This is a genomic window from Photobacterium sp. TLY01, from assembly GCF_021432065.1.
Classification (GTDB): Bacteria; Pseudomonadota; Gammaproteobacteria; order Enterobacterales; family Vibrionaceae; genus Photobacterium; species Photobacterium halotolerans_A.
Genome location: NZ_CP090364.1, coordinates 1,789,376 through 1,816,126, shown reverse-complemented (window position 1 = coordinate 1,816,126; position 26,751 = coordinate 1,789,376). Strand labels below are relative to the sequence as shown.

Here is a 26,751-nt window from a genome sequence, read left to right as displayed (position 1 = left end):
CATGGAACAGGCACTGACTTTACAAACAGGCTGGCGCCATACGGCAGCCTTATGGTCTCACAGAGTACGCAATAACCCGCTGTTATTTATCGGCGCAGGGTTACTGATCCTGCTCTGCATGGCTGCGGTATTGGCGCCCTGGCTGGCACCCTATGATCCGGCCCAGATGAATTTCGCTCATAAATTGCAGGCGCCCAATGCGGCGCATTGGTTCGGCACTGATAATTTGGGTCGCGATATCTTTTCCCGTGTGCTTTATGGGGCCCAGGTGTCATTGATTATCGGTTTTGTCACCGTGGTTTTTTCCCTGTTGATCGGTTTGCCGGTCGGGCTAGTCGCTGGTTATGCCGGTGGGCGGGTTGATACGATCCTGATGCGGGTATCGGATGTCTTTCTGGCGTTTCCGCCCATGCTATTGCCTATCTGTATGATTGCGATCCTCGGGCCGGGCTTGTTTAACGTGATGCTGGCGATCGCTGTCTCCTGGTTCCCCTGGTATGCCCGGATATTACGTGCCGCTGTGCTCAGTGTGCGCAATGAGCTGTATGTGCATTCAGCCCAGGCGATTGGCGTCAGCCATGTCACCATCATGTTTCGGCATTTATTACCGAATGCGATGACCCCTTTACTGGTGCAGGTCTCGATGGATTTTGGTTACGTCATCCTTTGGGCTGCTGCCCTGAGCTTTCTGGGCTTAGGCGCTGTGCCGCCGACCATCGAGTGGGGACTGATGATTGGCGATGCGCAAAGCTTGTTTCTTGAATTCTGGTGGACAGCGGTTTTCCCTGGTCTGGCCATCTTTCTGTGTGTATTGGCCGTGAACCTGCTGGGTGATGGCCTTCGCGATATGCTGGATCCGACTTTCAAAGGACGTGAATGATGGAAAATCACATACTTTTATCCGTCGAGAATCTGACGGTGCGATTTCCCGGTTTTCACCACACAATGCATGCAATCAACGGCTGCAGCTTTGAGGTGAGAAAGGGGGAGCTGCTTGGCTTGGTTGGTGAATCGGGTTGCGGGAAATCGCTGACGTCCGCCGCCTGTATGGGGATCCTGCCGGCGAACGCTGAGGTTTCAGGCCGGATTCGTCTGGGTGAAACCGACATGGTGTCGGCGGGCGAGGCAGAACTCGCCAGCCTGCGCGGGCAAAAAATTGCCATGATTTTTCAAAATCCGATGACGGCACTGAATCCGTTTTTTACGGTCGGCAGGCAGTTGACCGATGTGATTCGACGGCATCAGCCCCTTGATAAAAAATCAGCGTACAGCAAAGCCAGCGCCCTCTTAAATAAAGTGCATTTACCCGATCCCGACATCGCGCTGAAAAAATACCCGCACCAGTTTTCAGGCGGTCAGCTGCAGCGAATCATGATCGCTATGGCGTTGAGTTGCGAGCCGGAGGTGCTGATTGCCGATGAACCAACCACGGCGCTGGATGTCACCATACAGGCTCAGATTATTGTGCTGCTGCGTGAACTGGCCAGCACAGAAGGCCTGTCTGTCATTTTTATTACCCATGATTTGTCCGTGGTGGCCTCGCTGTGTGACCGCGTTGCGGTGATGTATGCCGGGCAAGTGGTGGAGATTGCGCCAACCGAGCAGCTTTTTGCTCAGCCTTTGCATCCCTACACACAAGGGCTGCTGCAATCTGTACCGGAAATCGGGCATGGCAACGCGCCCCTGTTTGCGATTAAAGGCAGCGTGCCGGATCTGCGTCAGCCGCTTTCAGGCTGCGCGTTTGTCAGCCGTTGTCAGCACTGTGTTTCGCAGTGTTATGAGCAGGCGGTGAACATGTCCACGATAGGGCAACGACAAGTCAGATGTTTTCAGGCCGAAGGCGTGCTAGCCAGCTTCAACAGGGAGGTCGCTAATGGTTAACAGTCAGGCATTGGTTCATGAATCAGAAGGAATGGGTGTGACGGCACCTTTGTTGTCCGTTCGCGGATTGGGCAAGCAGTATTGGGTCGGTAAACAGCCGCTGCAGGCCTTTTCTGAAGTTAATTTTGATATCCACCGCGGTCAGTGTGTGGCTTTAGTGGGGGAATCGGGGTGTGGTAAAAGCTCGGTGGCCATGAGTGTGTTGCACTTGATTGAACCGGATCAGGGAACAGTGATTTTCGACGGTATGGATCTGGCCAAGGTGGATCGAAAATCGATGAAATCACTTCGGCAGCGTTTCAGTATCGTGTTTCAGAACCCGTATTCTTCGCTGAATCCCAGACTCAATGTCTTTCAATTAATCGAAGAACCCCTTAAAACTCACTTCCGGCTGAGTAAGGCAGAACGTCGGGAACGGGTACTGGCTGTCATGGCCGATGTCGGATTGGATGCGCTGATGTTACTCCGGATGCCGCACGAACTGTCGGGTGGTCAGCGGCAACGTGTTGGCATCGCAAGGGCACTGATCCTTGATCCCGACCTGCTGGTTCTGGATGAACCGACCGCTGCACTGGATGTGTCAGTCCAGGCGACTGTGGTGAATTTACTGAATCGGCTGCGTTTGCAGCGCAACCTGAGTTACTTATTCATTACGCATAACCTGGGGCTGGTGGAGCGAATCGCCGATCATGTGCTGGTGATGTATCTCGGTCAGATGATTGAATCCGGACCCGTCGGGCAGGTCTTTGGTCAGCCAAAACATCATTACACCCGTGCGTTGCTGGATTCGATTCCTTCGCTGGATCCAGCCAAACGGGATAGTCTGCAGCCGCTGCAAGGGGAAATCCCCAGTCCGATGAATAAACCGGCTGGTTGTCTTTTTCATACGCGCTGTCCCAACGGGAATGAGTTGTGTCAGCAGAAACAGCCGGTGATTGACGCCAGAAACGATGAGCCTGGCGATGACGAACATGAACAGAGTCAACACAGGGTGGCCTGCCACTTTCCAATCGGGGAGTTGATGAAATGAGTTATTTTGCGATTGCGGGTCTGCAGCTTGCACTGGGACAGAGCGATAACCTGAGTCGGCTTGAAGCGGAAACCCGCTTGACTTGTCAGCGTTTTCCCTGGGTAGACATGGTGATTTTTAGTGAGTTAGCACCATTTGGCTCACATCCGGCGTTTCGGGAACCGATGCCCGGGCCGACTGAAGAGCGGTTACAGGCCTTGGCGCGTGAACTGCAGATCTGGCTGGTACCCGGGTCTATGTATGAGCGGGCTGGTGATCAGGTGTTTAATACTGTGCAGGTAATAAATCCGCAAGGAGAAATTGTCAGCCGGTATAGGAAGATGTATCCTTTTCAGCCCTACGAGCAGGGTATCAGCGCCGGCAATGAATTTGTGGTGTTTGATGTACCGGATGTCGGCCGCTTCGGGGTTTCTATCTGCTATGACATGTGGGTGCCTGAAACGATTCGTGCCATGGTCTGGCAAGGTGCGGAGGTGATCATTCATCCCACCATGACAGGTACGCTGGACAGAGAACTGGAATGTTGCATGGCGCGTACCCATGCTGTCACAAATCAGTGTTACTTTGTTGATATTAATAGTGCCGGAAATCTGGGGAACGGCCAGTCTATTGTGGTCGGCCCGGATGGCGACATACTCTATCAGGCGGGTACGACTGAACAAGTGATTGCACTGGAGCTGGATTTGAACCGGGTACGCCGTTCCAGAGAGCGAGGTGTACTTGGCTTGGGACAAATTTTAAAGAGTTATCGTGATCATGACGTGATTTTTCCGCAATATCAGGGAGATCGCTCGCCATATTTGGATCGATTGGATACTCTTAAGGTATCTGGCCGTGCGGCATTATGCCGTAAGCCTACAGAATTATAATAAGAAACTGAACAATGGTTCCTTGAGTGCGGGGCTTAACAGCCCCGATTTTTTTGCTTCAGATAGCTTTACATACTTCCCTTACGCATCAGACACATCACCCCGGCAGTGCGGTCACCGTATTGGATAATACCTCTTCGCTGTTTACCTGAAACGTGGTCTTCGGGTTCAGAATCCCCTGATTGACGCACCAGCCTGATTCATCAAACCATTTGAAAATTTCACCATGTACCACAATGGCAAAGCTGCGCTCTTCTGCAAATTGCCATCTGCGCCATTGTCTGTACCATCGGTCATCTTTAATCCACCAGTAACCTTCATCTTCATCATTGGGATGATCGGCAATCCCATGAATTTGCCCGTCACGCTGAAAGGTAATCAGATAGGGCACGTGGTAGCAGTCACTGGCCAGAACCTGACAGCCATTAAGCAGCTCACGCAAAGCATCGCCCCGGTAGCGTACGCCCACGGCATTGTCGATGTGCTCCGGCGGTAGTAGCTTATTCATTAGCCTTGCGAGCTGGGCAATGCCTTCACGGATACGGTCAATCGGTATCGCGGCAAAACCCAGCCGAAAACAGTGGCGGCCATTGTTGCGGCTGAAAAAGCGATCCCCGGGTTCAATCAGAATGCTGTGTTCTTTGGCAATGCGTTGTAATTCATTGGCATCCAGCTCAGGTGGCCCTTCAATCCAGAACGCGGTTCCGCCAAAAGCCGGTGTCGCATTGTACTGGGGAAAGTAATAATTCAGGCTGTCTTCCATCACCTGCCACTTTTGGCGGTAGGCATGAATCAGCTTTTGCATCAGCGAATCGTAATATCCCATAGACAAAAACAGAGAAAGGCTGCTGACGTTGTTGGCCGGTGGCTGGCGGATCATCAGCGAACGTACGGTTTTCGCATGCTGAATCACGGCAGGGGATGCCACCATAAAACCAATGCGCAGCCCGGGTGCCAAAACCCGGGACAAGCTGGAAATGTAGATGACACGTTCTGCATCCGCCCGCGACTTGAGCGCCGGAACGGGGGAGTCGAGATAATTGGTTTCATGTTCATAGTCATCTTCAATGATCAGCAGATTATGCTTCTCTGCCATCGCCAGCAACGCATGGCGCCTTTCGTCGGATAACGTCACTGTGGTCGGAAGCTGGTGGCTGGGTGTGGTGTACACCAAATCGCATTGTGCCAGTTTGTCATCGACCATCAGGCCTTCGCTGTCGACATCCAGCGGGCACAGTCTGGCATGGTGAGCCTCAAACACTTTTCTGGCTTCCGGGTATCCTGGTTCTTCAATCCCAACGGTTAGGCCGTCTCGTTTGAATAAATGCGCCAGGATGAACAGTGCTTGCTGGCTGCCCAATGTAATCAGAATCTGGTCACGATTGACCAGAATGCCTCTGCGGGGCAGGATGCGTGTGCGAATGTGTTCAATCAACTCATCATCGTTAGCCTGATCACCCGTCCAGACTTCACAACTTTTTCGGTTGAGCACCCTGAGACTGCATTTTCGCCATTCATTGGCCGGAAACATGCTGCTATCGACCTGGCCATAAACGAAAGGGTAGGTGAATGTGCGCCAATCATCATGAATTGGCTCGGAAGACTGCTCTGCAGGATTGGTGATCAGCGTCGCCCAGTTTACTGAATCTTCATTGGTGAGAGGGGGAGAGTCTGCCATTGCTGCTGTGTTGACCATACCCGGATTCGGATAATAGCCTGAGCGTTCCCTTGAGATTAAGATCCCGTCTTCAACCAGTTGCTCGTAGGCTCGGATGACGGTATTACGTGCCACATTCAAGGTTTGAGAGAGTTTACGCGAAGAAGGCAGGCTTTTTTCAGAGGGAAAATAGCCCTTAATCACAGCATCAGTAATGCCGGCCTGTATTTGTTCGCCCAGAGATAAGCGAGACTGCGGATCCAGTGCAATCAGTTGGTTTAGCATGTTACGTCCTATTTCAAGGTGCCCTTATCCTTGGGCAAACCTGTCGCTATACCTTCACTGTTTAACATATCAGTAACAAGTGCAGGGGAGAACAGAGAACAGCGCTAAAAGCAGAAAAGTATGGCAACTTGTGATCCAGGCAGGTATCTCACCGGCTGCTTGCACGGCCGGTGAGTTGAGTGTTATTTAACGAGTTGCTCAAACAGCACCCTGAGCCGGTTCAGTCCGAGTCGGATCTCATCCATGTCAGCGGTGAGCGGTGGCAGAAGCCGAATGACATTGCTTCTGACACCGCACGACAGCAGGATAAGTCCGGCTTGGGGGGCCGACTGAACCAACTGCTTTGTCAGATCGCTAAGCGGCTTATGAGTGACAGGGTCACTTAATTCGATCGCGACCATAGCGCCTAACTGGCGGATATCGGTAATTTCAGGGAAGGATTGCTGAAGCGTTTCCAGTTGTTGTTTCATCACCTCGCCGATCGCGCTGGCTTTGTCGCACAGATTGTCTTTGTCGATGATCTTCAGCACTTCCAGTCCGGCGACACAGCCGAGTGGTGAGCCTGCATACGTACCGCCCAATCCACCAGGGCTGGCGGCATCCATGATCTCAGCTTTACCGACCACGGCCGATAACGGGAAACCGCCGGCGATACCTTTGGCCAGTGTCATGAGATCGGGTTCGATGCCAAGGTATTCGGTCGCAAACAGTTTCCCTGTGCGTGCAAACCCCGTCTGAATTTCATCACAAATCAGAACAATGCCGTGCTGGTCGCAAAGGCGGCGAATCGCCTGAGCCCACGCTGGCGGAGCCTGATAAAAACCGCCTTCACCCTGAACCGGCTCAAAAATGATCGCCGCGACGCGAGCGGGTTCAATGGTGCTGGTAAATAAATCCTCCAGCGCATTCAGGCTGTGGGCTTGGCTGATGCCATGGCAGGCATTCGGGAAGGGAAGGTGATAGATCTCGTTCGGAAAAGGACCGAAACCGGCTTTATATGGGGTCACTTTGCCTGTCAGTCCCATGCACAGATTGGTGCGGCCGTGGAACCCGCCTTTAAACGCAATGACACCGCTGCGTCCGGTTTTTGCTCTCGCGATCTTCACGGCGTTTTCGACCGCTTCGGCACCTGTGGTCAGGAAAATGGCTTTTTTGGCACTGCTTCCGGGTGTGCGTTCTACCAACTGCTCAGCCAGCTCGACAAAAGCCGGGTAAGGGGTAACCATGGCACAGGTGTGACTGAATTGGTCGAGCTGTCGCTTGACGGCGTCAATGATCTGCGGATGACTGTGACCTGTATTGGTAACAGCAATGCCAGACGCAAAGTCAATGTACTGATTCCCTTCGACATCGCTGAGTGTCATGTTCTCAGCCTGTGTTATATAAACCGGTGCCAGATTCCCCATTCCTTTTGCGATAACCGCCTCTTTGCGTTGTTGCCAGTGGTGATTGTTCATGCAGAATTCCTTGTCAAAATGATGTGCAGTGGCTGGCTTGGCTTACAGGGAGCCAAAACACAGATACTTCGTGTGTAAATATTCTTCGATGCCCTGGCGTCCGCCTTCGCGGCCGATGCCGGATTGCTTCACGCCGCCAAACGGGGCAACTTCGGTCGAAATAATGCCTTCATTGATGCCAACCATGCCGAACTCCAGAGCCTCGGCGATGTGGAATACCCGGTTGATATTCTGACTAAAGAAATAGCTGGCCAGACCGTGAATTGTGTCATTGGCCATTGCAATCAGCTCACTGTCGTTGCTGAAGCGGAGCACAGGGGCGACCGGGCCAAAAATTTCTTTCTGCACGATGTCCATGTTCTGTGTGACTTCTGTCAGCAGGGTAGGTGCGATGAACAGTCCACCCAGATCTTCACCTCCTGTCGCGATTTGTGCTCCCTGAACCACAGCGCCTTGGATCAGTGCCAAGATCTGATCTTTGGCGCGGCGATCGATTAGCGGGCCGATGGATACCCCTTCATCCAGACCGTGACCGACTTTCAGCGTACGGATAGCACGGCTGAACTGCTGGACGAAATCGTCATAAACGCTGTCATGGACATAGAAGCGGTTCGCACAGACACAGGTTTGCCCGGCATTCCGGAACTTAGAGGCCAGCGCCCCCTGAACCGCACGTTCAATATCGGCATCTTCGAACACAATAAACGGTGCGTTACCGCCAAGCTCCATAGAAGTTCGTTTGACGGTATCGGCACTTTGGCTCATTAAGACACGGCCAACTTCAGTCGAGCCGGTAAATGACAGCTTTTGAATCAGTGGGTGGGTGCTGAACAACTGGCCCACCATCACGGAAGAGTGACTGTTGACCATTGCCAGCAGATCTCTGGGAATCCCGGCCTGATAAGCCAGCTCGGCGACCGCATAAGCACTTAAAGGCGTCTGGTTGGCAGGCTTGGCAATGAAACTGCATCCGGCAGCCAGTGCGGGTGCCGCTTTGCGGGTAATCATGGCGATAGGAAAATTCCAGGGGGTAATGGCGGCTGCCACGCCCACAGGTTGCTTGATGGTAATGATGCGTTTGTCTTCGCTGGTGGCAGGAATACTTTCGCCATAAGTACGTTTTGCTTCCTCGGCAAACCATTGAATAAATGAGGCGCCATAAGCCACCTCACCTTTGGCTTCAGCAAAGGGCTTACCTTGTTCCAGTGTCATAATACGGGCAAGATCATCCTGATTCGCCATGACAAGCTCATACCAGTGACGCAGCATGGCTGAACGGGATTTTGCCGGCAGATTAGCCCATTGCTTCTGTGCAAGGTGGGCCCGTTCAATGATATCAATGATGGCGTTTTTGCTCAGAGACGGGACATAACCGAGTGTCTCATCGCTGGCCGGATTGATGACTTCAATGGCATCGTCGCTTTTGTTGCACAGAACCGACAGTAATGTCGGATTGTTCAGTGCAAAATGGTGTAATTGAGCATTTTCTGGCATAGCGGCTTCCTGAACTGAGCAGATTGTCGGTATAGACTCATAAGTCTGAAAACCCATTCTAGGAAGGTCCGTTTGTCCAAAGGAGATCCAGTTCCTGTGTGTCTGAGGATCCAGAAAGGTCAGAGGCGAGTGACGGCAGGACTGTGGGACGGATGTGCTTGTCAAAGGAGGCCGGTAACACAGCCATGATTGTTTTTGTCTGTCTGTTTCGGTGAGACCAAGGCATGACAGCCCGCAGTTTTCGTCGTAAATTCAGTCAATCACAGCCAAGGGAGCCCAGATATGCTGATACGTGAAATGGATGCCGCTGATTTTGAACAATTCTGGCCTGAATTCAGGCGCATTATTCAGGCGCAGGAAACTTACGCCTTTGATCCGGAGATGAGCCGTGAGCAAGCCTATACATTGTGGGGCGAGATGCCACTCAAGACGTTTGTATGTGTGGAAGACGATATTGTGCTGGGCTCTTACTATCTGAAAGCTAATGCCATGGGGCCGGGGAACCATGTCTGTAACTGCGGCTATATGGTGACGCAGGCCGCGCGGGGCAAAGGCGTCGCGCGTGCCATGTGCGAGCATTCACAACGTGTGGCGCTTGAACAGGGGTTCAGCGCAATGCAGTTTAATTCAGTGGTATCGACCAATGAGGTTGCCGTGAAGCTCTGGCAGAAACTGGGCTTTCAGATCGTCGGCACGTTACCCGGCGCCTACCGGCACAAGAATCAAGGCTTGGTTGACTGTTACGTGATGTACAAACAGCTGACCCAATAATGAACCATTGAACAAGGAGGAAAAATGTCAGGCATCATGGACTTGAAACGGCTGCTGCAAACCATGTCGCCGGTAACGCGGGAAGACGACTATGTTTTTTGCACCGTCAACGGAGATATTACCGAGTATCTGCAGTATGCCCCGCTGGCGACATTTCAGGAGCAGGAAGGCTTAACGCTGGTGTTGACGACCCAGTCGGCAGAAGCGGCTGCAATCAAGTATGAATCGACCTTTCGCTGTATTACCCTGACGGTACATTCCAGCCTGGAAGCCGTCGGGCTGACGGCGGCGGTGTCCACTGCGTTGGCAAAGCATGACATCAGCGCCAATGTGATTGCCGCGTATTATCACGATCACGTTTTTGTACCGGCGGACAAAGCGGACCTGGCGTTGCAGGTGCTGACGGATCTGACAAATCAATCATAAGGATGATCATGGAAACGCTTTCCGGAGGAAGGGAAACAGGGATTTACCGTCAGGGTGAAACGGTTGTCAGGCCAGTACAGGCTTGGTCTGCGACGGTTCATCTTTTATTGCGTTATCTGCATCAACAGGGGTTTCGTGCCTGTCCTGAAGTGATTGGGATGGATGCGGGATCTGAGGTACTGAGCTTTGTCGAAGGCGAGACGTACAATTATCCACTTGAAGGAGCGATAGCCTCAGAAGAGGCATTGATCAGCGCTGCCAGATTGCTGCGGCAATTGCATGATGCTTCGCAAGGTTTCCTGAAAACAGTGAATCTGGCGGAAACGGCTTGGATGCTGCCAGCCAGAGCGCCTGCCGAGGTGATCTGTCATGGTGATTTCACCCCGTACAACGTCGCACTGAGCGGACATGAAGTCGTGGGCGTGTTCGATTTCGATACCGCTCATCCGGCACCCCGGCTGTGGGATATTGCCTATTCGGTCTATTGCTGGTCGCCTTTTAAAACCGATCCTGTCGATCAGCTGGGGACGCTCGACACACAGATAGCCCGGGCCAGATTGTTCTGTGACAGCTACGGCGTTTCTGCCTCCGACAGACAGCAATTAGTCAGTGAAATGATCACACGCTTGCAGAGTTTGGTCGATTTCATGCGGGCACAGGCTGACATGGGTGACGCGCAGTTCGTACAACACTTTGCTGAAGGGCATCATCTGGCTTATCTGGCGGATATTGATTATCTCAGACACCAACAGGTGGCGATCACTGAGGGAATCATGACGGTACAGGATCTGTGATCTTGTATCCTAATATAGACATCTGATTGCGTATTGTGTGGCTTGGCGCACGCACAGCGTAATCTCGTTTTGATGACGATGTTTTGTCGATTAAAGTCAGTGCTGCCGTGGTTATGATTTCCTGCAAGAAGACTGCTCAGAGGTTTTTTCATGGACAATTCAATGATTCAGCAAGGCTGGCATGCATCCCATGCTTTAGCTGTTGCATCTCTTTATGAAAATGCGTTTGGACACAAGTTTAAAGCCGCGATTCCCAGCAAAGCGCAGCGGATTCATTTGCTGGCTGAATCTTTCAATCCGGATTTTTCTTTTGTGGTGATCGCCAATGAAAAAATCGTGGGGATTGCCGGGTATCAGACAGCGCAGGGCTCGCTGACGGGTGGCATCACCTTAAAGCGGTTATGGCGAGTCCTGGGCTTCTGGCGCGGAACCTGGGCCGCGCTTGTCCTGAGTTTGTTTGAGCGCAAGCCTGATCCCAAAGAGCTGATTATGGACGGCATCGTGGTGGATCCCGCCTGCCGAGGTCAGGGACTCGGCTCGGAACTGTTATCGCACATCATCACGTATGCCCGTGAGAATCAGTATCAGAAAGTGCGGCTTGATGTTATCGACAGCAACCCGAGAGCCAGAAAACTGTATGACGAAAAAGGCTTCCATCCGGTCAGAACCGATCGTTTTCCTTATCTGAAATGGCTGGTAGGCTTTTCTGGCTCAACCACCATGGTTTACGAGATACAGTCAGGCTGATGGCGCTTTCTTTTTTCACTGTGCATCGTGGTGTTGCGAGGCAAATCCAACCTTTTTAGTCGTTAGCTTGATATTCCTCACAAGAATTGAATAACTGTCAGAATGACTGGAAAAAAAGTCATATTAACTACTATTTCCTATTTTCTATCAATGGGATACGATGATGGGCATCTGGTAGAATAATGGCTATTCATTAGTCTGTGTTGCGAGGAAAGCGTCATGGGAGTCACTATCAGTGCTGATGGTCTGAGCATTGTTCATAAAGGGTCAGGCGGTGAAGCGAATGCTGCCGTCCCTGATGTATGTATGACAACAGTCGGGCCACCCGTTGTGCCCATCCCTTACGGAAACAATGCGAAGTCGGCCGATCTGGCCGATGGAAGCACAACCGTCACCGCCGATGGTGGCAATAGCATTGCCCTGAAAAGCAGCCAGTTTTCGTGTAGCACCGGCGATGCAGGCGGCGATAAAAAAGGCATTGTTTCCGGTACGACCGAAGCGGAAGCCAAATTCACCACGGCATCTTCCACAGTGAAAATTGAAGGTGTCGGGGTGGCCCGTAAAACCGACATGATGACCATGAACGCAGGCAATACCATGTGTTTTGGTTGTGAAAACCCGTCGGTGACTGTTCAGCCAGATGAAGACAAAACCCATGCGCTGCGTGTTCAATGTCGTTACACGTCCGGTAAACCGCTCGCCAATGCCCCTTTCAAACTGAAAGATGAATCCGGTGCCGTTCTGGCAGAAGGCACACTGAATAACGCAGGTGAAGCCATTGTTGACGGCTTGCCCACCAAAGGCTGCACCGTTGAATACGGTGAAGCGCCAGCACCTTATAAAATCAATTATCCTCGCCCTGCCAACCCGGATAAAGCCACGCTTGATGACGAGGTGTTTTTTGACCGCGCATCACACATGTGCGTGCCATTCTGGGTCCCAAGGGGCGATATGCAAAAGCGTATCTGGGGTTATCTGGGCGAAACGCTGGCAGACAGCCTTGAATTTCGTCACATGCTGGAAGTGGAAATTCGCGCGCATCTGCCATTGAACCCCAAACCGGGTCAGGCAGAAGAGATCGCAGCGCGCCTGATCAACTTCTTTGACCAGCAGCCTGTGTCGGAGCAAGACATCCTCGGCCTGATCAGCACCATGCTGCCGATACTGGAAGCAGACGGCGTCTTGTTTGATCTGTTCGTCAATTATCACAAAGAGGAATCCGGCAACAACCTGCTGGCTTCCATGCGTCATCTGGGCACTGGCAACCCGAGTGAGTGGCTGGACAACCTGGACTGGGACGCCAAGGCAACCCTGCTCAGTCGCGAATGCGGCAGCATTCTGGAAAAAACGGATGCCCGGCTGGAAACGATCCTTTTTCACTCAGATACCCGTGGGTATACCTATATCTCCGACAACATCAAAGCCCATCGGGAATCGGTGAAAACGGTCCGTAAAAACCTGCCCGATGACATTTCAGCGGCGATGAACGGCCTGAAACAGAAAATCGCCACCATCCGCAGCAAGGGCGAAAACATCATGGTGGTGCCGACCAATAACCAGCGCACCACGCAGGGCGGCAGCATTACCGATGTGGTGCACTCGCTGAACGCATTGCCAGCGCCTTTGGCGATTCGACTGACATACGATGACATGGAGCAAACGCCAGCAGGTTATGTGCCTTACTCTGTCATGTTCGCCAATGGCGAAAAACAGGAAGGAAAACTGGATGCGAACGGCAGTGTGATGCTGTACGGCGTACCCCAAGTTGGCGCAGAAGTGACGTTTGGTGATAAAGAAGCAGCGAAAAAGGCAGAAAAGGAGCTCGAAAAGCACAGGGAAGCGATCCCTGAAGCACTGAATGGCCTGGTGGGCGAGATGGTGCAAACTGCCCGCCAACAGGCTGCAATCGCGCCGATGATCGCAGCAGAGCAATTTGCTGAACTGAAGGCCAGCGTTGAAGCAGAACTGGCAGAAATGCGCAGCCGTAAAGACGCCTTTGACGACTTGTCATTTCTGGAGCAAAGCTGGTCTTATGCGAAAAGCACCGGCATGGGGATCAGCTCAGGTGTCACCGACTATCTGCCTGATTTTGGCGAATTCGGCGAGCTGATGGACGCAGCGGATATCGGTATTGATGTACTGGTAGAAGCGATTGCGACCGGTGACATAGACGTGATGCAGCGCAAACTGCAGCAAGTTGACCGGGTGAAACTGGGTCTGCAGGAAGCCAGTCAGGCAATGGAAATACTCTTGCTGTTACTGTCGGACCCGGAAACCCGAGCCTATCTTGCCAGCCTGCCACGCCTTTTTCTGGAAGCCATGCCGGCGGATGAACTGACGCGCCTGGCGGTGTCGCAGGGGACGCAAAAAGGTATCGATTTTGCCGCTGTTACAGGCGGTACTGCCTTGGCCGGCGCTGTCAGCGGTGGCGTCGGAGCCCCCATTGCCGCTGTCGCTATTACCGGTGGCGTTACCGCCCGAAACGGTGGTAAAGCACTGGAAGGTCTGATTGATGTGCTGATGAAGATCTCCGACAGCAAAAAGACCACGCTCAACCGCCACGATAAAAAACAGCATGAAAAGGATAATGAGACTAATCTGCCAAAACATTGCCCGATCTGCGATGACCCTAAATGTAAGAACCGGAATCGGTTGAAGCCGGGGAAAGGGAATAATGGTGATGGTCCACATAAGAAAAACATGGCAGATGCTTATAAGAAAAGAAATAAATCTTTTCCAAGCGAGCATGAATGGTTTATTGGGAATAGTTCGTTAGAAGTTCATCATGTTATACCTAAAGAAGCAGTGAAAGGTGATATTTTTTCAGAGCTTTTTGACAATTTTAGTTATGATATTAATGGGATTCATAACCTAGTGACATTACCTGCTGATATGAGTTTGGCTTGTGAGTTAGCAGTTCAGCGACATAAAGGTAATCATGCAAAAGGAATTGCATATAATAGAAAGCGAGGTGCAATTACTGAACTTGAGGGTTTAGAGAGGGATATTTTAAATGAAGATGTAAAAAAAGAAGTAACAATTGAGATGAATGATTATAACTCAGTATTAATTGAAGAAGATAGAAACCTATCTTATCCTAAGTCAGCAAAAGCTCTTGTTCTAGATGTTAAAAGAAAAATAGAAAAAGGTAAGCTCTGTGAGCATGCAGAAAATCGAGAGATATTAAATGGAAAGTTTGAGTTTAATATGAAAAAAATAAGTAATAAAGTTTTGCGTTATATTGAAGATTTTACATGGACAATTGCTTGGGATAATCGAGATTATAAAAAAGGCAGTCGGTTGGGGTGCTGTAATGTTAAAAGTATTGAAGCTAAGAAACTTGGTTTACAAAGAAGCAATGTCTGTAAGAGAAATAGAAATCATAACTACGGGCTAGGTCATTTTAACGGTACATTACGATTGGGTAAATAAAATGAAATATGATAGCGAATATTACTTTTTAAGAGAAAGTGGTAACTCATCCAGTTACATGCTAGAACAAAAAAGAACTTCTGATCAGGGGTTAAGGCACTTGATGTCGATTCGTTCAATTAAACATCGTGTTCTTGGTCCAGGTGTGGTTGAAATTATTGAGGGAAATCCAGATTTATTTACACCATCAGATTATCATGAGACTGCAGAGCAATTAGTTTCAGAAAAATTCATGCAGGTGTTGCAAGGATTTAATTTGCCTGGTGTGGATTTTTACCAAACAAATATTGTTAGCGGAAATAAAACTTGGTCAGAACATTACTATATGCATATATGGAATAACTATCAGGCAATTCATAAAGGTAGATCAAAAATTGATGGAACTTATGTGGATGATGATTTTATTCTAGAAGTATTATCATTAGATGAAAATGTACTAGATAAAATACCCCTAGAAAAACGTTTAGTATTCACATTGGAAGAGAAGCCAAAATTCCTGTTCCATGAAACAGTTGTGCAGGCACTTCGTGATGCTAATCTCACAGGTTTGAGTTTTCAGCGGGTAGATGAATGGTCAATTGGTTCGGCCTTTGAATAATAGACTATTACTACGATGGCTGCCATAAAATGTTTATGGTGGCCATATGTTTTTTCAATATTCTGGATTGTCAACTGTTTGAGAGATGGTCAATGAGAAGACGAATCGTGTGATGGCAAGAAAATGAAATATGATAGTCAATACTACATGTTAAACGAAAGTGGTCGTGCAACGGATTATATGTTAGATCAGATTGATGGTTCTGATGAAGGTTTAGGAAGACTCATGGCCATTCATCCAATTCACAGAAGAGTGTTGGGACCGGGTCGGGTAGGCATATCAGAAGGTAATCGCGCCAAGTTCCAACCGTGTGACTATCATGAAACGGCAGAGCAGTTGGTCTCTGAAAAATTTAGGCAAGTTCTGGCGTCGTTTCACTTACCCAGTGTAGATTTTTATCAAACTAATATCGTCAATGGCGATAAAATTTGGTCAGAGCACTATTATATGCATATCTGGAATCATCATCAGGCGATTCATAAAAAACGAAGCGAAATAAAAGGAACTTATATTGGTAACAGATTTACTTTATTAAAGCTCTCCTTAGATGAGAAAGTCCTGGATCAAGTGCCTTTAGAAAAAAGGCTTGTTTTTACCTTGGAAGAAAAACCTGTTTTTTTTGTTTCATGAAACTGTCGTTGCAGCCCTCAGAGCCACTGACCTCAGCGGCTTAGGCTTTCGCCGAGTGGATAGCTGGTCGATCGGATCTGCCTTTGAAGACGACGACGATGATTTTTATGATGATTTGTAACTGATATTGCCCCCTTCAGTGGGGCTTTAATGATAGATACGGCTGGATTTGATAAACATTGACTCAGAGGCCTGTGGCTGAGTCTGTTTATTGGGAAATTCCTTGCATGAAAATAATATGAAATACGACAGACAGTATTATTTGTTGACTGAGGATAGTCAATCAGCACCTTACATGCTATCTAAAAGCGAGAAATCTGATGATGGATTATTGAAGCTGCTTTCTATGCGTTCGATAAAAAGAAAAGTCCTTGGTCCTGGGTATGTGCACATAACTATGGGCGATGATGGTAATTTCAAACCTTGTGATTATCATGAGGTCTTGCCAGCAGGTCTAGTGTCTGAGAAATTTAAAAATATTTTGGATTCATTTCAGCTCCCCGGAGTCGATTTTTACCCTGCTTATATAGAGAATCGAGGGAATATCTGGAAAGAACATTATCTGATTCATATTTGGCAAAATCATCGAGCCTTACATCCGAAGCGATCTGTCTATGATGGTACGTATGAAGATGATCGGTTTATTTTGGAGAAAATGTCGTTAAATGAAGAAGTCTTAAATAAGGTTCCTTTACATGAGAGACTAGTCTTTAGATTGAATGAAGATCCCCAATACCTCTACCATGAGTCAGTTGTTGTTGCGTTAAAAGCGGCTGGGTTGACTGGTGTTAATTTTCTGAACATTCAGAACTGGGGGCCAGGTTCTGCTTTTTCTACAGAAGAAGAGGAAGACGATTTTTATAATAATTTGTAATTGATACTAACACGGTGATTGATATTGGCCCCTTAAGTGGGGCTTTAATCATATTCCGGCTGGAATCGGTGAAAACGGTCCGTAAAAATCTGCCCGATGACATTTAAGCGGCAATGAGCGGCCTGAAACAGAAAATCGCCACCATTCGAAGCAAGGGCGAAAACATCATGGTGGTGCCGACCAATAACCAGCGCACCACGCAGGGCGGCAGCATTACCGATGTGGTTCACTCGCTGAACGCATTGCCAGCGCCGCTGGCGATTCGACTGACGTACGATGACATTGAACAAACGCCAGCAGGCTATGTGTCTTACTCTGTCATGTTCGCCAATGGCGAAAAACAGGAAGGAAAACTGGATGCGAACGGCAGTGTGATGCTGTACGGCGTACCTCAAGTCGGTGCTGAAGTGACGTTTGGTGACAAAGAAGAAGCCAAAAAGGCAGAAAAGGAGCTCGAAAAGCACAGGGAAGCGATCCCTGAAGCACTGAATGGCCAGGTGGGCGAGATGGTGCAAACTGCCCGCCAACAGGCTGCAACCGCGCCGATGATCGCAGCAGAGCAGTTTGCTGAACTGAAGGCCAGCGTTGAAGAAGAACTGGCAGAAATGCGCAGCCGCAAAGACGCCTTTGATGACTTGTCATTTCTGGAGCAAAGCTGGTCTTATGCGAAAAGCACCGGCATGGGGATCAGTTCAGGTGTCACCGATTATCTGCCTGATTTTGGCGAATTCGGCGAGCTGATGGACGAAGCTGATATTGGTATCGACCTGCTGGTGAAAGCCATTGTGGACGGTGATATAGACGTGATGCAGCGCAAACTGCAGGAAGTTGACCGGGTGAAACTGGGCCTGCAGGAAGCCAGTCAGGCAATGGAAATACTCTTGCTGTTAGTGGTTGATCCTGAAACCCGAGCCTATCTTGCCAGCCTGCCACGCCTTTTTCTGGAAGCCATGCCAGCGGATGAACTGACGCGTCTGGCGGTGTCGCAGGGGACGCAAAAAGGTATCGATTTTGCCGCTGTCACCGGCGGTACTGCCTTGGCCGGTGCTGTTAGTGGTGGTGTCGCGCCCCCGTTGCCGCTGTCGCCATTACCGGTGGCGTCACTGCCCGAAACGGTGCTAAAGCACTGGATGGTCTGATTGATGTGCTTCAATTTCTTGATTTTTACTTTAATGATAAAGTGTTAATTGGAAATAAAAAAGCAAAACTTGGAGGATAAATGAATTATTATTTGCTAGAGAGTAAGTTTATTGAAGATGAAGCATATTTCTCTTTTGTGGAAGATTTTAATGACATTGAAGATAAAAGTGATTTGTCTATTAAATACTATAAGAAAACTCCTCTTATTAAGGTCGATCAAGTATACAAACAACGTAGAATGTCAGATGTTTTAAAAACAGTTGATTACATCGCTCATCGACGGTTGGTTGATGTTCTTACCGCAAATTTTGTCACAGGTGTACAATTTATTCCTGTTGATGTTGATGTTGATGGTAAGGTGTACCATGACTATTTTTATATGAATGTTTTTCCATCTTATAATTTGCTGCATTTATCTTCATCGCAAGCAAGAAATTATAGTGATTATTATAATTCGTATGACTTCATACTAAATATGGTTTTCGATATGGATAAGCTTGATAAAGCTAATGTTAGTCATGATTTTTTTAGAGTTAAAGAGTATGTTAGTGAAGTCATCATTAACGAAAAAATAAAAAATATTATTGATGAAAATAATATCACCGGTGTTGTTGCTTTCCCTGTGGAGATCGTCTAATGGAAAACTGGATCAAACAAAGCTTTCAACAACCGGGTCCATTAGCGGAAGTGGCAAAGACAAAATTTTATTCAGACGAGCCAAGAGTTATCCTTGATTTTACTCTTTTTCCTGGCGTGTACATCAGCGATGAATTAGAGATTACTGAGAATATCGAGACCCTGCCGGCTATGGTGCGTTTCGATGAAGAGGATTGGGAATACGAGTTTGTTCAGGCAAAGCCTTTGCATAGGGTCGCGGCTGCCATTCAATCTGGAGAACAAGTTTGGTTGGCCTATGATGATGAGGCATTGTATTTTCATCCAGATTTGGCGTATAAGATTCAGCATGCAGATCAACATATTCGGATTCACCGGAAGCTGTAATCATGAAATATGACAGTCAGTATTATCTTTTGGAAGAGAGTGGTGATTCGACTAGTTACATGTTAAACCAAATTGAAGGTTCAGATGATGGGTTAGAGAGGTTAATGTCTCTTTTCCCTATTCATCGAAAAGTGCTGGGGCCGGGCCGGGTAGGTATATCTGAAGGTAATCGTGCTAAGTTTAAACCGTGTGACTATCATGAAACCGCAGAGCAGTTGGTCTCTGAAAAATTCAGGCAAGTTCTGGCACCGTTTAACTTACCTGGCGTGGATTTTTATCAAACCAATATCGTCAATGGTGATAAAATTTGGTCAGAACACTATTACATGCATATCTGGAATCATCATCAAGCGATTCATAAGAAGCGGAGTGAAATATTAGGGACTTATGTTGATGACCGATTTACCCTATTGAAGTTGTCTTTAGATGAAAAAGTCCTTGATCAAGTCCCTTTAGAAAAAAGGCTTGTTTTCACCTTGGAAGAAAAACCTGTTTTTTTGTTTCATGAATCTGTCGTTGCAGCCCTCAGTGACGCTGACCTCAGTGGTTTAGGCTTTCGCCGTGTCGATAGTTGGTCGATCGGATCTGCCTTTGAAGACGACGACGATGATTTTTATGATGATTTGTAATTGATATAAATAATGTAATTGATATTGCCCCCTTCAGTGGGGCTTTAATGATAGATACGGCTGGATTTGATAAACATTGACTCAGAGGCCTGTGGCTGAGTCTGTTCATTGGGAAATTCCTTGCATGAAAATAATATGAAATACGACAGTCAGTACTATATATTGAGAGAAAATCATGAGTCAGGTGCATATATGCTTGAACAAGCTGATGGTTCTGATGAAGGATTAGAGCATCTAATGTCACTTAGGTCCATTAGTAAAAGGGTGTTAGGTCCAGGCATTGTAGAAGTGTTGGATGGCGATTCTAGCAGGTTTAGCCCATGCGATTATCATGAGACTGCAGAACAGTTGATCTCGGGTAAATTTAGACAGGTATTGTTGAAATTTAACTTACCTGGCGTTGATTTTTATCAAACAAATATCATCAATGGTAATAAGGTTTGGTCAGATTATTATTATCTTCATATTTGGAATAGTTATAAATGTATAAACTTATTACGTTCTGAAATTGATGGAAATTATAAAACATATAGTTTTACCTTAGAAAGTCTGTCCTTGGATGATAAGGTATTAGAAGAAATACCATTAGCAGAGCGTCTTGTCTTTAGGTTAGAAGAAAAACCTAAATTTTTATTCCATGAAACTGTTGTGAATGCTCTACGTGAAGCTAATTTAACAGGCTTGAAGTTTTTGCGGGTAGATGAATGGTCAATTGGTTCGGCCTTTGAATAACAGACTATTACTACAATGGCTGCCTAAAGTGCTTCTGGTGGCCATATGTTTTTTCAATATTCAGAATTATCAATAGGTTGAGAGATAGTCGATTTGAAGACAAATCGTATAATGGCAAGAAAATGAAATATGATAGTGAATATTATACTCTGGGAGAGAGTGGTGATTCGACTAGTTACATGTTAAACCAAATTGAAGGTTCAGATGATGGATTAGAGAGATTAATGTCTCTTTTCCCTATTCACCGAAAAGTGCTGGGGCCGGGTCGGGTAGGTATATCTGAAGGTAATCGCGCTAAGTTTCAACCGTGTGACTATCATGAAACCGCAGAGCAGTTGGTCTCTGAAAAATTCAGGCAAGTTCTGGCACCGTTTCACTTACCTGGCGTGGACTTTTATCAAACCAATATCGTCAATGGCGATAAAATTTGGTCAGAACACTATTACATGCATATCTGGAATCATCATCAAGCGATTCATAAGAAGCGGAGTGAAATATCTGGAACCTATGTCGGTGACAGGTTTACTCTGTTGAAACTGTCGTTAGATGAAGAGGTGCTGGATCAAGTCCCTTTAGAAAAAAGATTGGTTTTCCGGTTGCGAGAAGACCCAACATTTCTGTTTCATGAGTCTGTCGTTGCAGCCCTCAGTGCCGCTGATCTCAGTGGTTTAGGCTTTCGCCGTGTCGATAGCTGGTCGATCGGATCTGCCTTTGAAGATGACGACGGTGATTTTTATGATGAGTTGTAATTGATATTAATAGTGTTATTAATGTCGGCCCCTTCACTGGGGGATTTAATGATGGATACAGCAGAATGTAATGAGATTTGAGTCAGAGGTCTGGGGCTAGTCAGGTTCATCTGGAAGTTACATGTATGGTAATAATATGAAGTACGACAATGAATACTATATCTTGAGAGAAAACTCAGAGTCTGGTGCTTACATGCTAGGTCAGCGTATGGATTCAGATGAGGGGTTGGAACACCTAATGTCAATTCATTCAATTCGTCGTCGTGTGTTAGGGCCTGGTAAAGTTAAAGTTTCACATGGTGATATGAGTAATTTTAAGCCTTTTGATTACCATGAAACAGCAGAGCAGTTGGTATCTGAAAAATTCAGGCAAGTTTTGTTGCCGTTTAACTTGCCTGGTGTTGATTTCTATCAAACAGATATCATTCATAATAATAGTGTCTGGCATGATCATTATTTTATGCACATATGGAACCATTATAGTGTGAGCCATAAAGGCCGCTCAAAAGTAGATGGTACATATAGAAATGATGATTTCATATTAGAGGCGTTATCATTAGATGAAAATGTGCTAGATAAAATACCCCTTGAAAAACGATTAGTATTCACATTGGAAGAAAAACCTAAGTTTCTGTTCCATGAAACTGTTGTAAAAGCACTCCGTGATGCTAATGTAACTGGTGTGAGTTTTATTCGTGTTCATGAGTGGTCTATTGGATCAACATTCGATGATGAATTGTATGACAGTCTTTAGTAGTAAAAATCTGGAAAAATTAAATCGATATATTTGAAGCTATAGGATATGTGACACCATGAAATATGACAGTCAGTACTATATTTTGAGAGAAAATCATGAGTCAGGCGCATATATGCTTGGACATACAGAGGGTACTGATGAAGGATTGTTCAGTCTGATGTCATTGCGTTCGATTAGTCGTCGAGTTTTAGGGCCAGGAAAAGTGAAAGTGTATGATGGAAATACATCAAATTTTTTCCCTTGCGATTATCATGAAACGGCAGAACAATTGGTTTCTGAAAAATTCAGGAAAGTTCTGGCGCCGTTTCAATTACCCGGTGTAGATTTTTATCAAACCAATATCGTCAATGGTGATAAAATTTGGTCAGAACACTATTACATGCACATTTGGAATCATCATAAGGCAATCCACCATGGACGGTCAAAAATAGATGGCACTTATGTAGATGATGATTTTACGTTAGAGGTGTTGTCATTGGATGAAAATGTACTAGATAAAATTCCTCTAGAAAAACGTTTAGTATTCACATTGGAAGAGAAGCCAAAATTCCTGTTCCATGAAACAGTTGTGCAGGCACTTCGTGAGGCTAATCTCACAGGTTTGAGCTTTCAGCGGGTAGATGAATGGTCAATTGGTTCGGCCTTTGAATAACAGACTATTACGACACTGGCTGCCATAAAATGTTTATGGTGGCCATATGTTTTTTCAATATTCTGAATTATCAACAGTTTGAGAGATGGTCAATGAGAAGACGAATCGTGTGATGGCAAGAAAATGAAATATGATAGTCAATACTACATGTTAAAAGAAAGTGGTCGTGCAACGGATTACATGTTAGATAAAATAGAAGGATCAGATGAAGGGTTAGGGCATTTGATGTCTCTATGGTCCTTGAAAAGGCACGTTATTGGACCGGGAAGAGTTGGTATTTCAGAGGGTAATCTCGCCAAATTTCAGCCGTGTGATTATCATGAAACGGCAGAGCAATTGGTCTCTGAAAAGTTCAGGAAAGTTCTGGATCCATTTCACTTACCTGGCGTAGATTTTTATCAAACCAATATCGTCAATGGCGATAAAATTTGGTCAGAACACTATTACATGCATATCTGGTATCATCATCAAGCGATTCATAAGAAGCGGAGTGAAATATCTGGAACCTATGTCGGTGACAGGTTTACTCTATTGAAACTGTCGTTAGATGAAGAGGTGCTGGATCAAGTCCCTTTAGAAAAAAGATTGGTTTTTCGATTGAGAGAAGACCCAACTTTTCTGTTTCATGAGTCTGTCGTTGCAGCCCTCAGAGCCGCTGACCTCAGTGGTTTAGGTTTTCGCCGTGTCGATAGCTGGTCGATCGGATCTGCCTTTGAAGACGATGACGATGATTTTTATGATGATTTGTAATCGCTATAAATAATGTGATTAATGTCGGCCCCTTCACTGGGGCTTTAATGATGGATACAGCAGAATGTAATGAGATTTGAGTCAGAGGTCTGGGGCTAGTCAGGTTCATCTGGAAGTTACATGTATGGTAATAATATGAAATACGACAGTCAGTACTATATTTTGAGAGAAAATCATGAGTCAGGCGCATATATGTTAGATATGGCGGAGAATTCTGATGAAGGGTTAGATCATTTAATGTCTCTATGGTCTTTAAAAAATCATGTTCTTGGCCCTGGCGTTGTAGAAATTACAGAAGGTAATCTCGCCAAATTTCAGCCGTGTGACTATCATGAAACCGCAGAGCAGTTGGTCTCTGAAAAATTTAGGCAAGTTCTGGCACCGTTTAACTTACCTGGCGTGGATTTTTACCAAACAAATATTGTTAGCGGAAGTAAAACGTGGAGTGAACATTATTATATACATGTCTGGCATCATCATAGAGCAATTTATAAAGGAAGGTCAAAGATAGATGGTACTTATATTGATGATGATTTTATATTAGAATCTTTATCACTTGATGAAAATGTTTTAGATAAGATTCCACTTGAAGAACGTCTTGTATTCAGGTTAGAAGAAGATCCAATATTTTTATTCCATGAAACAATCGTTCAGGCACTTCGTGAGGCGAATCTCACAGGTTTGAGTTTTCAGCGAGTAGATGAATGGTCATTACACTTATATAATATCAAGAAATGAAAGATACAATGATGTAATTTAATTGTAATGAAGGTGAGTCTTTTTTAAATGTTGTGGCTAGGGAAATAAGGCTATATATCTGACTGTTATTTTAATGATAAAAGTATTCTTGATAAATCAGGTGGGTAAATGAACTATTATGTGCTAGAGGGAGAGTTTATTGAAGGTGAGGCTTCATTTCATTTTGATGAAGATTACATCGACATCCTTGATTATAGTCAGCTAGGGGTTAGGTTCTATAATTCTCCGCCTAAAATATTTGTCGATGAAGAATATAAGGAAAAAGCAATGTCTGATATCCTTAAGGCGCTTGACTTATTGCCTATACAAAATATTGTAGACATACTTACGTATAATTATATTCGTGGGGTGCAATTTTTTCCTGTTTCAGTTAATAATGACGGAAAGTTATATAAGAATTATTATCACATGAATGTTTTTGCTTCATATCCATTACTCAATGAGTATGCCTCCGAAGCAAGGAGATACAGTAATTATTATGAAAGCTACAAAACAGTTACTCGAATGGTAATTGATTCAAAAAAATTAGCTAAGTCCAATATTGTTCACGATGTCTTTAGAGTAAAGGAACATTGCTGGAAAATTATTGTTAACGAAAAGGTGAAGTTGATTTTAAGTCAGCTAAATGTATCAGGAGTTAAATTAACACCTGTGGAGATCATCTGATGGAAAACTTGATCAAACAAAGCTTTCAACAACCGGGTCCACTGGCGGAAGTGGTAAAGACAAAATTTTATTCAGATGAGCCAAAAGTTATCCTTGATTTTACTCTTTTCCCTGGCATGTATATCAGCGATGAATTAGACATCGCTGAAAAAATCGACACCCTGCCAGCGATGGTTCGTTTCGATGAAGAGGATTTGGAATACGAGTTTGTTCAGGCGAAACCCTTGTATAAGGTTGCGAGTGCCATTCAATCCGGAGAACAAGTTTGGTTGGCCTATGATGATGAGGCATTATATTTTCATCCAGATTTGGCGGATAAGATTCAGCATGCAGATCAACATATTCGGATTCATCGGAAGTTGTAATCATGAAATATGACAGTCAGTACTATATTTTGAGAGAAAATCATGAGTCAGGCGCATATATGTTAGATATGGCGGAGGATTCTGATGAAGGGTTAGATCATTTAATGTCTCTTTGGTCCTTGAAAAATCATGTTTTTGGTCCTGGTGTTGTTGAAATTACAGAAGGTAATCGCGCCAAATTTCAGCCGTGTGACTATCATGAAACCGCAGAGCAGTTGGTCTCTGAAAAATTCAGGCAAGTTCTGGAGCCGTTTCACTTACCCGGTGTAGATTTTTATCAAACCAATATCGTCAATGGCGATAAAATTTGGTCAGAACACTATTACATGCATATCTGGAATCATCATAAAGCAATCCACCATGGACGGTCAGAAATAGATGGCACTTATGTAGATGATGATTTTACGTTAGAGGTGTTATCATTGGATGAAAATGTTCTAGATAAAATCCCTCTAGAAAAACGATTAGTATTCACATTGGAAGAGAAGCCTAAATTCCTGTTCCATGAAACAGTTGTGCAGGCACTTCGTGAGGCGAATCTTACAGGTTTGAGTTTTGAACGGGTGGATAGCTGGTCTATCGGATCTGCCTTTGAATAACAGACTACTCTCACAGTGACCACCCGAGTGCATGCGTAGGATAATTATTTTAATGACGCTAGGTTTATTGAATTGGAGGCTCAGTGAAATTTTATCAGTTAAAAAGTGACTTTATAAGGGGTGAAGCTTCATTTTCTTTTGATAGCAAGTATAAGAATATTCTGGATAAAAGCGACTTGTCTATTAAATTGTATTTTGACAAGCCTTTAATTAATGTTAGGGAAGTATATCGACAGCGAAATATGTCTGACGTACTTAAAGCGATTGACTTGATACCACATCAGCGTTTGGTTAATACTTTCATTGATAATTTCATTTCTGGTGTTCAATTTATTCCCGTTGTCGTAGATGTTGATGGAAAGCTACATCACAATTATTTTTATATGAATGTATTTCCTACATATTCACTATTAGACGTCGTTAAATCACAAGCGAGTAGCTATAGTGATTATTTTGAGACATATGGGTTTATCATGGATATGGTATTTGATGCAAATAAAATAAATGAAGTTGATATTAAGTATGATGTATTCAGAGTGAAAGAGTTTAGTAGCTCAATTGTTATCAACGAAAAAGTCAAAAGAATCATTGAAGATAACAATATCACCGGTGTTGTTGCTTCTCCTGTGGAGATCATCTGATGGAAAACTGGATCAAACAAAGCTTTCAACAACCGGGTCCACTGGCGGAAATGGCAAAGACAAAATTTTATTCAGATGAGCCAAAAGTTATCCTTGATTTTACTTTTTTCCCTGGCGTTTACATCAGCGATGAATTAGAGATTACTGAGGATATCGAGACCCTGCCGGCTATGGTGCGTTTCGATGAAGAGGATTTGGAATACGAGTTTGTTCAGGCAAAACCTTTGCATAAGGTCGCGAGTGCCATTCAATCCGGAGAACAAGTTTGGTTGGCCTATGATGATGAAGCATTGTATTTTCATCCAGATTTGGCGTATAAGATTCAGTATGCAGATCAACATATTCGGATTCATCGGAAGCTGTAA

The 26,751-nt window shown here is 45.9% G+C and carries 30 protein-coding genes; 27 read left to right on the top strand and 3 right to left on the bottom strand.

All coding sequences use genetic code 11. The features are described 5' to 3' along the window. Window position 1: 1 nt before the first annotated feature. The 4 genes from LN341_RS08740 to LN341_RS08725 are packed head-to-tail and all read left to right on the top strand — an operon-like array spanning window position 2 to window position 3,780. Window positions 2-880 carry an ABC transporter permease gene (locus LN341_RS08740; RefSeq protein ID WP_234203069.1) on the top strand — a complete coding sequence of 293 codons (879 nt, stop codon included), beginning with the start codon at window positions 2-4 and terminating at the stop codon, window positions 878-880. Further along, the gene (locus LN341_RS08735) at window positions 877-1,881 is read left to right on the top strand and encodes an ABC transporter ATP-binding protein (RefSeq protein WP_234203068.1); all 1,005 of its coding nucleotides are present in this window, start codon (window positions 877-879) and stop codon (window positions 1,879-1,881) included. The genes LN341_RS08740 and LN341_RS08735 overlap by 4 nt, the downstream gene beginning before the upstream one ends. Further along, entirely contained in the window at window positions 1,874-2,911 is a 1,038-nt protein-coding gene (locus LN341_RS08730; RefSeq protein ID WP_234203067.1) for an ABC transporter ATP-binding protein, read from the top strand. The genes LN341_RS08735 and LN341_RS08730 overlap by 8 nt, the downstream gene beginning before the upstream one ends. Further along, window positions 2,908-3,780 carry a carbon-nitrogen hydrolase family protein gene (locus LN341_RS08725; RefSeq protein ID WP_234203066.1) on the top strand — a complete coding sequence of 291 codons (873 nt, stop codon included), beginning with the start codon at window positions 2,908-2,910 and terminating at the stop codon, window positions 3,778-3,780. Before LN341_RS08730 ends, LN341_RS08725 begins: the two co-directional genes overlap by 4 nt. A gap of 97 nt (window positions 3,781-3,877) precedes the next feature. Here LN341_RS08725 and LN341_RS08720 read toward each other — a convergent pair whose 3' ends face one another. From LN341_RS08720 to LN341_RS08710, 3 genes are all read right to left on the bottom strand, one after another. After that, window positions 3,878-5,722 carry a PLP-dependent aminotransferase family protein gene (locus tag LN341_RS08720; RefSeq protein ID WP_234203065.1) on the bottom strand — a complete coding sequence of 615 codons (1,845 nt, stop codon included), beginning with the start codon at window positions 5,720-5,722 and terminating at the stop codon, window positions 3,878-3,880. Between the two features lie 182 nt (window positions 5,723-5,904). Beyond that, on the bottom strand, window positions 5,905-7,179 hold the full coding sequence (gene gabT / locus LN341_RS08715) for a 4-aminobutyrate--2-oxoglutarate transaminase (protein ID WP_234203064.1): 1,275 nt from the start codon (window positions 7,177-7,179) through the stop codon (window positions 5,905-5,907). Between the two features lie 42 nt (window positions 7,180-7,221). Beyond that, window positions 7,222-8,673, bottom strand: coding sequence for an NAD-dependent succinate-semialdehyde dehydrogenase (locus tag LN341_RS08710; protein ID WP_234203063.1), 1,452 nt, complete (start codon window positions 8,671-8,673; stop codon window positions 7,222-7,224). Between the two features lie 285 nt (window positions 8,674-8,958). On the opposite strand from LN341_RS08710, the gene LN341_RS08705 reads away from it, so the two are divergent. The 23 genes from LN341_RS08705 to LN341_RS08595 all read left to right on the top strand — a co-directional run bounded on the left by LN341_RS08705 (window position 8,959) and on the right by LN341_RS08595 (window position 26,751). Next, entirely contained in the window at window positions 8,959-9,444 is a 486-nt protein-coding gene (locus LN341_RS08705; RefSeq protein ID WP_234204985.1) for a GNAT family N-acetyltransferase, read from the top strand. 24 nt (window positions 9,445-9,468) lie between these two features. Beyond that, on the top strand, window positions 9,469-9,870 hold the full coding sequence (locus tag LN341_RS08700; protein WP_234203062.1) for an ACT domain-containing protein: 402 nt from the start codon (window positions 9,469-9,471) through the stop codon (window positions 9,868-9,870). Window positions 9,871-9,878: 8 nt separating this feature from the next. Further along, on the top strand, window positions 9,879-10,664 hold the full coding sequence (locus LN341_RS08695) for an aminoglycoside phosphotransferase family protein (RefSeq protein WP_234203061.1): 786 nt from the start codon (window positions 9,879-9,881) through the stop codon (window positions 10,662-10,664). A gap of 150 nt (window positions 10,665-10,814) precedes the next feature. Next, window positions 10,815-11,411, top strand: a complete 597-nt coding sequence (locus LN341_RS08690; protein ID WP_234203060.1) for a GNAT family N-acetyltransferase — start codon at window positions 10,815-10,817, stop codon at window positions 11,409-11,411. 219 nt (window positions 11,412-11,630) lie between these two features. Beyond that, complete coding sequence (locus LN341_RS08685; protein WP_234203059.1) at window positions 11,631-14,843, top strand: PAAR-like domain-containing protein; 3,213 nt, start codon at window positions 11,631-11,633, stop codon at window positions 14,841-14,843. 1 nt (window position 14,844) lies between these two features. Then, window positions 14,845-15,441 (top strand): imm11 family protein, encoded by a 597-nt coding sequence (locus LN341_RS08680; protein WP_234203058.1) that lies wholly within the window; start codon window positions 14,845-14,847, stop codon window positions 15,439-15,441. A 123-nt stretch (window positions 15,442-15,564) separates the two neighbouring features. After that, window positions 15,565-16,071 carry a hypothetical protein gene (locus LN341_RS08675; protein WP_234203057.1) on the top strand — a complete coding sequence of 169 codons (507 nt, stop codon included), beginning with the start codon at window positions 15,565-15,567 and terminating at the stop codon, window positions 16,069-16,071. 238 nt (window positions 16,072-16,309) lie between these two features. Continuing rightward, entirely contained in the window at window positions 16,310-16,945 is a 636-nt protein-coding gene (locus LN341_RS08670) for a hypothetical protein (RefSeq protein ID WP_234203056.1), read from the top strand. 113 nt (window positions 16,946-17,058) lie between these two features. Further along, window positions 17,059-18,084: a hypothetical protein gene (locus LN341_RS08665; protein ID WP_234203055.1), complete on the top strand. Its 1,026-nt coding sequence runs from the start codon at window positions 17,059-17,061 to the stop codon at window positions 18,082-18,084. Between the two features lie 80 nt (window positions 18,085-18,164). After that, a complete protein-coding gene (locus LN341_RS08660) occupies window positions 18,165-18,722 on the top strand; it encodes an imm11 family protein (RefSeq protein WP_234203054.1) in 558 nt (185 codons plus the stop codon). Then, the gene (locus LN341_RS08655; RefSeq protein ID WP_234203053.1) at window positions 18,722-19,087 is read left to right on the top strand and encodes a hypothetical protein; all 366 of its coding nucleotides are present in this window, start codon (window positions 18,722-18,724) and stop codon (window positions 19,085-19,087) included. Before LN341_RS08660 ends, LN341_RS08655 begins: the two co-directional genes overlap by 1 nt. A 2-nt stretch (window positions 19,088-19,089) precedes the next feature. Beyond that, entirely contained in the window at window positions 19,090-19,716 is a 627-nt protein-coding gene (locus LN341_RS08650; RefSeq protein WP_234203052.1) for a hypothetical protein, read from the top strand. Between the two features lie 135 nt (window positions 19,717-19,851). Continuing rightward, window positions 19,852-20,448: a hypothetical protein gene (locus tag LN341_RS08645; protein ID WP_234203051.1), complete on the top strand. Its 597-nt coding sequence runs from the start codon at window positions 19,852-19,854 to the stop codon at window positions 20,446-20,448. A gap of 122 nt (window positions 20,449-20,570) precedes the next feature. Continuing rightward, window positions 20,571-21,197 carry a hypothetical protein gene (locus tag LN341_RS08640; protein ID WP_234203050.1) on the top strand — a complete coding sequence of 209 codons (627 nt, stop codon included), beginning with the start codon at window positions 20,571-20,573 and terminating at the stop codon, window positions 21,195-21,197. A gap of 121 nt (window positions 21,198-21,318) precedes the next feature. Then, window positions 21,319-21,951, top strand: a complete 633-nt coding sequence (locus LN341_RS08635) for a hypothetical protein (RefSeq protein ID WP_234203049.1) — start codon at window positions 21,319-21,321, stop codon at window positions 21,949-21,951. Window positions 21,952-22,009: 58 nt separating this feature from the next. After that, window positions 22,010-22,606: a hypothetical protein gene (locus LN341_RS08630; RefSeq protein ID WP_234203048.1), complete on the top strand. Its 597-nt coding sequence runs from the start codon at window positions 22,010-22,012 to the stop codon at window positions 22,604-22,606. 123 nt (window positions 22,607-22,729) lie between these two features. Beyond that, entirely contained in the window at window positions 22,730-23,356 is a 627-nt protein-coding gene (locus tag LN341_RS08625; RefSeq protein ID WP_234203047.1) for a hypothetical protein, read from the top strand. Between the two features lie 120 nt (window positions 23,357-23,476). Beyond that, window positions 23,477-24,094, top strand: coding sequence for a hypothetical protein (locus tag LN341_RS08620; protein ID WP_234203046.1), 618 nt, complete (start codon window positions 23,477-23,479; stop codon window positions 24,092-24,094). Between the two features lie 129 nt (window positions 24,095-24,223). Then, window positions 24,224-24,781, top strand: a complete 558-nt coding sequence (locus LN341_RS08615) for an imm11 family protein (protein WP_234203045.1) — start codon at window positions 24,224-24,226, stop codon at window positions 24,779-24,781. Beyond that, on the top strand, window positions 24,781-25,146 hold the full coding sequence (locus tag LN341_RS08610) for a hypothetical protein (RefSeq protein ID WP_234203044.1): 366 nt from the start codon (window positions 24,781-24,783) through the stop codon (window positions 25,144-25,146). The genes LN341_RS08615 and LN341_RS08610 overlap by 1 nt, the downstream gene beginning before the upstream one ends. Before the next feature lie 2 nt (window positions 25,147-25,148). Beyond that, complete coding sequence (locus tag LN341_RS08605) at window positions 25,149-25,745, top strand: imm11 family protein (protein WP_234203043.1); 597 nt, start codon at window positions 25,149-25,151, stop codon at window positions 25,743-25,745. Between the two features lie 83 nt (window positions 25,746-25,828). After that, window positions 25,829-26,386: an imm11 family protein gene (locus LN341_RS08600; RefSeq protein ID WP_234203042.1), complete on the top strand. Its 558-nt coding sequence runs from the start codon at window positions 25,829-25,831 to the stop codon at window positions 26,384-26,386. Next, a complete protein-coding gene (locus LN341_RS08595) occupies window positions 26,386-26,751 on the top strand; it encodes a hypothetical protein (protein WP_234203041.1) in 366 nt (121 codons plus the stop codon). Before LN341_RS08600 ends, LN341_RS08595 begins: the two co-directional genes overlap by 1 nt.